At 46.1% G+C, this 9,033-nt stretch carries 7 protein-coding genes; 3 read left to right on the top strand and 4 right to left on the bottom strand.

The features are described 5' to 3' along the window. Positions 1-123 precede the first annotated feature (123 nt). From LIZ87_RS21570 to LIZ87_RS21560, 3 genes are all read left to right on the top strand, one after another. Positions 124-1,887: a sensor histidine kinase gene (locus tag LIZ87_RS21570; protein ID WP_178315839.1), complete on the top strand. Its 1,764-nt coding sequence runs from the start codon at positions 124-126 to the stop codon at positions 1,885-1,887. Positions 1,888-1,928: 41 nt separating this feature from the next. After that, on the top strand, positions 1,929-3,425 hold the full coding sequence (locus LIZ87_RS21565) for a response regulator (protein WP_319638606.1): 1,497 nt from the start codon (positions 1,929-1,931) through the stop codon (positions 3,423-3,425). A 110-nt stretch (positions 3,426-3,535) separates the two neighbouring features. Continuing rightward, a complete protein-coding gene (locus LIZ87_RS21560; RefSeq protein WP_227149174.1) occupies positions 3,536-4,504 on the top strand; it encodes a 3'-5' exonuclease in 969 nt (322 codons plus the stop codon). Positions 4,505-4,587: 83 nt separating this feature from the next. On the opposite strand, the gene LIZ87_RS21555 is transcribed toward LIZ87_RS21560, so the two are convergent. The 4 genes from LIZ87_RS21555 to LIZ87_RS21540 all read right to left on the bottom strand — a co-directional run bounded on the left by LIZ87_RS21555 (position 4,588) and on the right by LIZ87_RS21540 (position 8,794). Next, complete coding sequence (locus tag LIZ87_RS21555) at positions 4,588-5,280, bottom strand: response regulator (protein ID WP_178315842.1); 693 nt, start codon at positions 5,278-5,280, stop codon at positions 4,588-4,590. A gap of 2 nt (positions 5,281-5,282) precedes the next feature. Further along, positions 5,283-6,392 (bottom strand): sensor histidine kinase, encoded by a 1,110-nt coding sequence (locus LIZ87_RS21550; RefSeq protein WP_178315843.1) that lies wholly within the window; start codon positions 6,390-6,392, stop codon positions 5,283-5,285. Positions 6,393-6,464: 72 nt separating this feature from the next. Continuing rightward, on the bottom strand, positions 6,465-8,081 hold the full coding sequence (locus LIZ87_RS21545) for a D-alanyl-D-alanine carboxypeptidase family protein (RefSeq protein ID WP_227149173.1): 1,617 nt from the start codon (positions 8,079-8,081) through the stop codon (positions 6,465-6,467). Between the two features lie 17 nt (positions 8,082-8,098). Then, positions 8,099-8,794, bottom strand: coding sequence for a TIGR01906 family membrane protein (locus LIZ87_RS21540; protein ID WP_227149172.1), 696 nt, complete (start codon positions 8,792-8,794; stop codon positions 8,099-8,101). Positions 8,795-9,033: the final 239 nt, after the last annotated feature.

Raw genomic sequence — 9,033 nt, 5'->3', positions numbered from 1 at the left:
AAAAGAAAAGTGGTGCTGGGCGTAATCAACTAGCACCAACTTTGTCTACAGTCTGGCCACAATAGAAGCCTATTGTGGTAATATTATTCATGACATATTTTAGATATACAGCAGGAGGACAGGATGGGACGCAAGGGATTTAAAATTTCCATAAGAAAACTGCTGATCATAAGTAATTGCTCTATTATGGTTATTTTCTTTGGATTTAATATAATTTTAAGCCAGAGAAGTTATCAGAAGGTGCTGGAGCAGGAATTTGAGGAAAAACAGCATCAAATACTGGTTTATATCGGCGATACTCTGGAAGAATCTATGAGATCCATTGAGCAGCTGGCCCGTTCCGTTGCCAACAGCCATACGATAATCAACAGTATCATACATTATAGGAAAAATGAGAATTCTTATGAGCAGATGGTATTCCAGAACAATATGAGCCAGAATCTGTCCTCCTTTGCCTATACCTCGCGCGATATCGTTTCAGTAAATATCTTGATGGATAATCCCAAGCTTCGCACTACAAAGATAAATGGAGTTTATGATTATGAAAATTATACCGTAGATGGCAATGATGACAGAATACGTGAAATATCAGCGGGATGGATACCTACAAGGGCGAATAATCTTCGGATAGAAAGTTATACGAATTATATTTTCTCTTATGTTTTGCGCATCTATTCCGATTTATATTATGGAGAAGCTATAGGCCATCTGGTGATCAATCTGGATGAACAGCTACTTTATCAGCAGATCATGTCCTATGTAGAGGATGGAGGGGCAGAAATCCTTATTTTCGACAGTTATGGGAATATTATGAGCAGCACTGACCGAAGTGTTTTGGGGAAAAATTTAAAGAACACAGAGTACGCTGTTTATAGAGATATATTGGATGAGAGAAATGAAAAGACAGGAAAAGAAAAGGGCAGAATCTTTACGAAAAAACAGCTTGATGGAGAGAACATTGAAGTGATGGTAGTCACTGACTATGCCCAGGCGATTGCTCCGATCAAGAGTGTCCAGAGACTTGTGCTTCTTTCCTCCTTAGGTCTTTTGATCTGTTTTAGCCTTTTTAACGGCAGCTTGGCATACTTATTATCCAAGCCCTTAATGTTGCTGGCTAAAGAGGTAAATAACTATAAAGGAGATAACTGGAATTACAAGATCCGTTTTTCCAGTGTTATCCACGAGATTGATGTACTGGGAGTAGAGTTTAATCATATGGCAGAAAAAATTGATGCCTTGATCACTAGTCTTTTGCAGCAGGAGCAGGAAAAACAGAAGAAGGAGCTGGAAATCTTGCAGGCACAGATCAATCCACACTTTCTGTATAATACGTTAGAGGCTGTAAACTGGATGGCGTTAAGCTTGAAACAGAAGGAAATCAGCCGTATGGTGGTGCTTTTAGGAACATTCCTGCGCCTTAGCTTGAATAAAGGTAAAAATGTCTATTTTGTGGGAGATGAGTTGAACCATTTAAAATGTTATCTGGAGATACAAAACATCAGATGCCGGGGAAAGATCACATTTTCCAGCGACATAGATGAGACAATCCTTAAATGTAAGATGATAAAACTGCTCCTCCAGCCTATTGTGGAAAATTCCATCCTTCACGGATTTGATGCCAGAGGAGGATCAGGAAGAATATGGCTGCGTGTTTACAGAGAGAATAGTTATATCTGTTTTTGCCTTACAGATGATGGTTGCGGTATGTCAGAGGAGATGGTAAAAAATCTGTCTGACATAAGATCAGAGACAGGACATGGGATAAAAAATGTAATGAAAAGAATTTCACTTTATTATGGGGATGGATGTGGCGTAACTATTCGGTCAACGCCGCAGTTGGGGACAACTGTCGAAGTGAGAATAACAGAACAGATATCCGAACAATAGAATAAAGCGGAGGAAGTTACATGCTGTATCGATTGGTTTTGGTGGACGATGAGGATTGGATTTTATCGGGAATGCAAAATGCTATTGACTGGGAAAGCGTTGGTTTTCAGATTGTAGGAGCTTACAGCAATGGAAGAGAGGCAAAGGAAGCTATTTTAAAAAATCCTCCAGATGCAATCCTCACAGATATAAAGATGCCTATTATGGATGGTATTTCCATGGTGAGGGAATTGAGAGAAGCTGGGCTGGGAAATATTGAGGTAGCATTTTTAAGTGGTTATGATGATTTTAAACTGGCCCGTGCATCTATTCGCCTGGGTGCGGTGGATTATGTGTTGAAGCCCTCGGCGCCAGAACAGATTGTGGAGATATTTGAAAAGATAAAAGTCAGGCTTGACGAGAGGAAAAAACGGGAGGATGAGAAGAGAGCAGCTGCTGAGTTAGTGCAGACAGGGATTAATGTCTTTAAGAATGCAGTTTTTAATAGTATTACTGATGGCAATAAAATGCTATATCACCGTATGATGCTCCTCTATTCAGAACTGGTGGAGAGTGAACGCGGAAAACGGTTTGAGGTAATTTCCATTGCCCTTGAAGGCACAGTAGAGCAGCTTCAGCCTAACATAGAGGATGTAAGAGCTTTACAGTATCTGAAGGAAACCGCCATGAAAATAAGAGAAAAAAACCAGGAGGAGATCTGTTTGATACGGAGCCATTTTTCTTACTCCTTTGTATTTACAGAGTACGGAGAAGAAAAAATGGAATACCTGCTGGAACAATGGACGAAAAATGTAAAAAAGGATACAGGACGGCAGCTGTGTTTGGGACGGAGTGAGATTTATCAGGACTTTTCTAAGATATGGGATGCATATCAAGAGTCACTGGAAAGCCTGTTTCATTTGGAAATGCCCTTTGAGGTCCAGAAGCTTTACCTTACTATTGGTAATGATACTGCATTAAAGGCAGCCATTGAGGATAAAGATTCACAGATAATTTTATGGAGTCTAAAAAACTTAATGCTGAGGATTGACAGGGAGGAAGAGCAGTATAGAAGGCGCCTGATCGAACGCCTTATATATGGTCTCAGTATTTTTATACTTCAAAATGGGATGCCGCAGCAATTAGTGAAAGCATTGTACGAGGTATTGGAGGATTATGGATATGAGCCCGTAAAGGAGAGGATACTTACATTTGTAAAAGCAGAATTATTGACAGATAAGGAGGGAAAAAGTAAAAATGTCCATCTCTGCCAGGAGGTAGCTAAATACATCAGTAAAAATTATGCCAATGATATTACATTAAATGAGCTTGCTGAGAAATTTTATATTTCGCCAAATTATTTAGGAACTTTATTTAAAAAGAATATAGGAGTTGGAATTAAAGAATATCAGACAACCATCCGTCTGGAACAGGCAGATGCCCTGATCGCGGGAGGAAAATTTAAACTATATCAGGTGGCAGAGATGGTAGGATATCCTAATTACGAGTATTTCAGAAAAATATACTGCAAATACAGGGGGAAGAATCCATCTGCCTAAATCAATAATGGAGCAATTTTAATTATTTATATGCCCCTTTCCATATCACATCCAATATGATAAGATATACAAGTAAAAAATGTTAGATATGAATGTGACAGGATAAGGCTATGAATTACATTGTTTTGGATCTTGAGTGGAATCAGAGCCCAAGCGGGAAAGAGGATTCGGTGGAGCATCTGCCTTTTGAGATCATAGAGATCGGGGCGGTAAAGCTGGATGGGGATATGAGGTATCTGGGGGAGTTTCACAGGCTGGTGAGGCCTCAGGTCTACAGGAAGATGCATTTTAAAATATTAGAAGTGACCCATATGGACATGGAGGAGTTAAAGAGCGAGGGAAGGCCTTTTTACGATGTGATGGAGGAATTTCTTGCGTGGTGCGGGGAAGAGGAGTACAGGTTTTGTACATGGGGGTCTATGGACCTTACAGAGCTTCAGAGGAATATGGCGTACCATGAGGTGGAGAATCCATTTCCCAGACCTTTTCTCTACTATGATGTGCAGAAGCTTTACTGGCTCCAGTATGGAAATGGCAGGAACAAGCTGTCCTTAGATCAGGCAGTGCAGGAGCAGGGGCTTTTGGAGGACAGGCCGTTTCACAGAGCCCTTGATGATGCTTTCTATACGGGGAAGGTGCTTGCTGTACTGGATATGGAGCAGTTCGGAAGCTATGTGTCTGTGGATTACTATCTGCTTCCACGGTGCAGGGAAGAGGAATTTTCCCTTCAGTTTCCTGATTATTCGAAATATGTTTCCAGGGAATTTGAGAACAGGGAAGATATCATGAAGGAGAAGAACCTGACTGATATGGTGTGCATAAAGTGCAGGAGGATGCTGCGCAAGAAGATACGCTGGTTCCCTTATGGTCAGCGGTTTTATCTCTGTCTTGCCCTCTGTCCGGAGCATGGGTATATGAGAGGAAAGATCAGGGTAAAGAAGTCAGAGCAGGACAGGCAGTATGCAGTCAAGATCATAAAAGCGGCTTCTGAGGAGGATATTGAACTCTTGGATCAGAGAAAAGAGGATGTCCGCAGAAAGAGGAGCGGAAGAGGACATTCTTTAAAGAACGGGCAGTGACATGATAACGCCCTGGAATGCAGCAGATATGCGGCTGTTTCCAGGGCGTTTTTGTCATCAAGGTACAGGCCTGTATGCTGGGATCAATCCTCCCTCATCCGGTATCCCACACCGATCTCCGTAAATATGTATTTGGGCTCAGCGGGGTTTTCCTCCAGCTTTCTGCGGATATGCGCCATGTTCACGCGCAGGATCTGATTATCGCTGTCAGCGTAGGGGCCCCATATTTTTGTGATGATGGACTCATAGGTCATAACCTTTCCTGCATTCTGAGCAAGGAGGGACACCAGCTTGTATTCGATCTGGGTCAGGTGTATTTCCTGATCCTTCATTTTTACCAGACGGCGCTCAAAATCGATGAGCAGATCCCCAACTTCATATTTGGAGCTCTGAGTGGAAGCCCTGTTCTGGCTGTGGCGCAGGGCGGTGCGGATACGGGCCATGAGCTCTGCTGTTCCAAAGGGCTTTGTGAGGTAATCGTCTGCGCCCAGATCCAGAGCGGTCACCTTGCTCTTCTCCATGGTCCTGGCAGAAATGACAATGATGGGAACATTGCTCCAGCTCCTGACGCGCTCAATGATCTCCAGCCCGTCAATATCGGGAAGGCCCAGATCCAGAAGGATCACATCAGGGTGCGCAGAGGTAATGAGCTGCAGGCCTTCTTTTCCGGTATATGCACTGCTGATCCGGTAGCCCTGAGGCTCCAGAATGCGCTCAATAAAGCTGCAGATATTTTTCTCATCTTCAATAATAATGATATTTGCTTTTGTTGTCATAGTTAGTATTCCCTCCAGTCTGGTAATGTAAAAGTGAACATTGCGCCGTTTTCATGATTGGAAGCGCTGATAGTGCCGCCATGGGCATTGATGATCGTTTTGCACAGGGTAAGGCCAATGCCCATTCCCTTGTGTCCGTCACCGGATTGGTTGGTATATACGCCGCCTCCGTCAAAAAGGGTACTGAGGATCTTTGGCTCGATCCCTTTTCCATAGTCCTTGATGGTGACAGTGAGATAGTCCTCCTTTGTCTCCGCGATCAGGTCGATATCTCCTTGGTTGCCGGAGTGGAACATAGCATTCTCCATCAGGTTGTTGATGACCTGCTCGATCAGTATGGCATCCATTGGCACCATGATAAAGGCATCCGGGATAAGAATATGGACTCTTACCTCCGGAAAACGCTTCCTGAACCGCTGGACTGCCTCGGATATCACTTCCTCCAGAGGCTCCTCCGTCTTGGTCACGGAGGTAGTGCCGCGGTCAGCCTGGATGCGGGTGACAGTGAGCAGATTCTCTACCATGGTGAGGAGCCATTGGGCATCCTCCTCAATATGCTGCACCAGATTATGCTTTTCCACGGCTGTCATGGTGTTTTCCTGCTCCAGATAGGTGGCACTGGAGCCAATGATGGTGGTGAGAGGCGTGCGCAGGTCATGTGACATGGCACGCAGCAGATTGGCACGCATGGTTTCTTTTTCCGCATTCATCAGCATACGGTCCTTTTCCTGAAGCTGTGCACTCTGCTTTGTGAGCATGATACAGATGCTGCTGGAAAAGGAGGATATGAAGGCCATTCCTGCAAAGGTCAGGGGATAGCCGGACAAGGTAAAGTTTAAGGACATAAACGGATAGGTATATGCAAAATTTACCCAGAAAACGCTGTATAGGGAGGCTAAAATGCCGGCTCCATAGCATCTGGTCGCACGGGCGATCAGAATAATGGCAAGGATAAATATAATGGAAATGTTGGTAACATTGTTGCTGAAATGGAAAAATAATGTGGATACAACAGAAGCTGCTGCCATAAATGCAATGGTAATAGGGAGATTCCTAACCAAATTTTGGACAGCAGCTTTTATATGAAAGGATTCTTTTGGCATATCGTTCATGGATACTCCCCTGCTGTGGTCACAATAACAGTTGTGCAGATACGGCTATTATAACCTATGGGGAAGGGAAGTTCAACGGAAAAGAGAGTTTTTCCCGTTCCTTTTCCTGCCCCGGCGGCGGGAGCTGAGGGATGCGGCAGAGGAGCTGCGGCGCTTGGCTACCAGGCGGTCAAAGTCAGAGGAGGAAAATCCGATATCCTCCAGCCTTTCCAGCCTTCTTTGACGGCGGGCCAGAAGGTCAGCCTCCTCCTTTTTCCTGACATGGATGCGGACTATGATGATAACTGCAATGATCAGAGCCAGGGAAAGCCCGATCCCCATAATGGTCAGAAGGTTGGCCGGTATGCGTATCCCTGTTGCAGTCCCCTCCCTGGAAATGATATCCCTTCGGCTTTCTCTGGCCTCCGGGGCAGAGGATCCGTCAGAGCTCATAAGGGCTGCGGACGGCTCAGCCTCCTGCTGCCCGGAAGAGTCTGGCAGGGATCCCGCGGCTTCCTCCTCTGGGGGATTCTCCGCCGCAACGCTATCGGAAGCCTCCGCGAAAGGAACAGAGATAGCTGTTTCCGGCAGAGCGCTCAGGCTGGGACAGCGCAGATACACAGTTCCTACCGGGCGTCCCTCGTAGGTATAGCGGATGACAGCAACAGCATCCTGAGGTTCGCTGCCATCCAGATCATAGGACAGGGAGGAGGCAGTATCCGTAAAGTCCGCATCCTTCGGGATGGTAATACGGCCTTCACTGTCCAGCTTAAGGGAAATACTGTCTTGGGCCATCATACCGCCGATGGTCATATCATTTTCAATTGAGCGGTAGGCTGTTTCGAAGTCAGCAGCCTTAAGGGACTGGAAATTGCCAAAGCCAAAGTCAAACAGCGCCTTTGTGTCCGTATAATGGGACTGGTGTCCGTTGAGCACCACAGCGATCAGTGTCATTCCGTTTTTCTGAGCGCAGGTGACAAGGGTGTTTCCTGCCAGGGAGGTATAGCCTGTTTTTCCTGCAAAGGCCCCTGGGTAGTAGACGGCTTCATTTTTATTAAGCATCCGGTGGTGGTTGGCCACATAGCCGCCCTCCGGGCTGCGCTTTGTGGGAGCAAGCTGATAGCTGCGGGTATTGTTGATCTCCAGGAATGCCGGATTTTTGATCGCTTCCCTGGTGATCAATGCCATGTCATGGGCAGTGGTGTAGTGGTTCTCGTCATTTAAGCCGCTGGGATTGGCAAAATGGCTGCCGGTGCAGCCCAGGCTTGCAGCCTTTTGGTTCATAAGCTCTGCAAAGGCCTCTCTGGAGCCGCTGACATGGCAGGCCAGGGCATTGGCACTTTCGTTGGCAGAGGCCAGCATAAGGGCGTAGAGGCAGTCCCGGACGGTCAGGATGTCTCCCTCGTCAATACCGGCGCTGCTGCTCCCGGCTTCCACGTTGTACACATCGTCATGAGAGAACTCAACCATCTCATCCAGACTGCAGTTCTCCAGGACGATCAGTGCTGTGAGGATCTTTGTGATGCTGGCAGGATAGTAGCTCTGATCCATATTTTTCCCGTACAGGACAGTTCCTGTGTCAGCATCCATCAAAATACCGCCGTCGGCCTCGATGGACACATTAGATGGCCACTCCGGGGCGGCAAGGGCAGTGAGAGGCATGAGAAAAGGAAACAGGCAGCAATACAGCAGAAAAAAAAGTCGCTTCATTCGATCAGCCTCCGATCCTAACGCCCTTTCCGGCGGTTTTTAATAAGAAGGAACAGGCTGGCGCCTATGAGCAGCAGGCATAGGATGCAGAAGGTCAGGGCAATGCGGCCAGCGGTGTCCATAAAAAATCCTTCAGGAACAATGTTGATCAGCATATCCGTAGAAGGATCCAGTATCCACAGATCGTTGTCAAAGAAAATATGGTGGAATATGATAAAATACTTTGTAAAATTCGTGGAGATGATCAAGGCCAGCAAAGCCACAAGGCCGAAAAACATCCCTGTACCAATACATATGGACTGGGGCAGCAGGCGTTTTAAGGGCGCCTTTCCACGCCAGAGTAAAAGGAGAAGGACAAGGACGAGAAGGAGACAGGCACGGCGCAGGGCGATGGCCTTTACAAAGAGCACCTGCACATCCTCCATATGGGAAATCTCCCGCTCATTAAAAAATTCCCGCGTTTCCCCGCCCATGGTAGTCTCCACGTGGAGGTCCTCCCGTTTTCCCTTCAGGTAGTCCATCATTTCATCTGTGACATGGAGCAGGTCTTCCATTGTCATGGGAGGAAGACTGTCGAGAACATGGTATTTTGTGTATTCTTTTTCAAAATATCCAGGCGTCCAGTAGACTACCGCCTCCACAGAGGTGATGAAAAGGATGACCATCAGGCAGAGCGCAGCGAGGATGCCGGCAAATCTGTGAAGTATGTTCATAGAGAATCCTCCTTGCAGAAAAAAATATAGGTTATCAGAAGCCGCAAAGCGGGTTCTGATAAAAGGCGCGTTTTGTGCGCCGTGGATCCGATTATGAGGCTCGCGAAGCGGTTCTCATAATATGGTGTAGGTGTAGATGAAGAAAAAGAAAAGTCCAACCCCGCAGCTTTATGTATCTGCAAAGTCAGACCTTTAAGTGCGCCTTCAGGGACTCGAACCCTGGACAAATAGATTAAGAG

This window comes from Lacrimispora sp. 210928-DFI.3.58, assembly GCF_020554865.1.
Classification (GTDB): Bacteria; Bacillota; Clostridia; order Lachnospirales; family Lachnospiraceae; genus Enterocloster.
Note: the sequence above shows the minus strand (reverse complement) of the source record. Positions and strands in the feature narration are given on the sequence as shown.

Coding starts and splice junctions, on each gene's coding strand:
- LIZ87_RS21545 (WP_227149173.1), bottom strand. CDS start 8,081: ATGAAGCGACTTTTTTTTCTGCTGTATTGCTGCCTGTTTCCTTTTCTC.
- LIZ87_RS21550 (WP_178315843.1), bottom strand. CDS start 6,392: ATGAACGATATGCCAAAAGAATCCTTTCATATAAAAGCTGCTGTCCAA.
- LIZ87_RS21570 (WP_178315839.1), top strand. CDS start 124: ATGGGACGCAAGGGATTTAAAATTTCCATAAGAAAACTGCTGATCATA.
- LIZ87_RS21555 (WP_178315842.1), bottom strand. CDS start 5,280: ATGACAACAAAAGCAAATATCATTATTATTGAAGATGAGAAAAATATC.
- LIZ87_RS21560 (WP_227149174.1), top strand. CDS start 3,536: ATGAATTACATTGTTTTGGATCTTGAGTGGAATCAGAGCCCAAGCGGG.
- LIZ87_RS21540 (WP_227149172.1), bottom strand. CDS start 8,794: ATGAACATACTTCACAGATTTGCCGGCATCCTCGCTGCGCTCTGCCTG.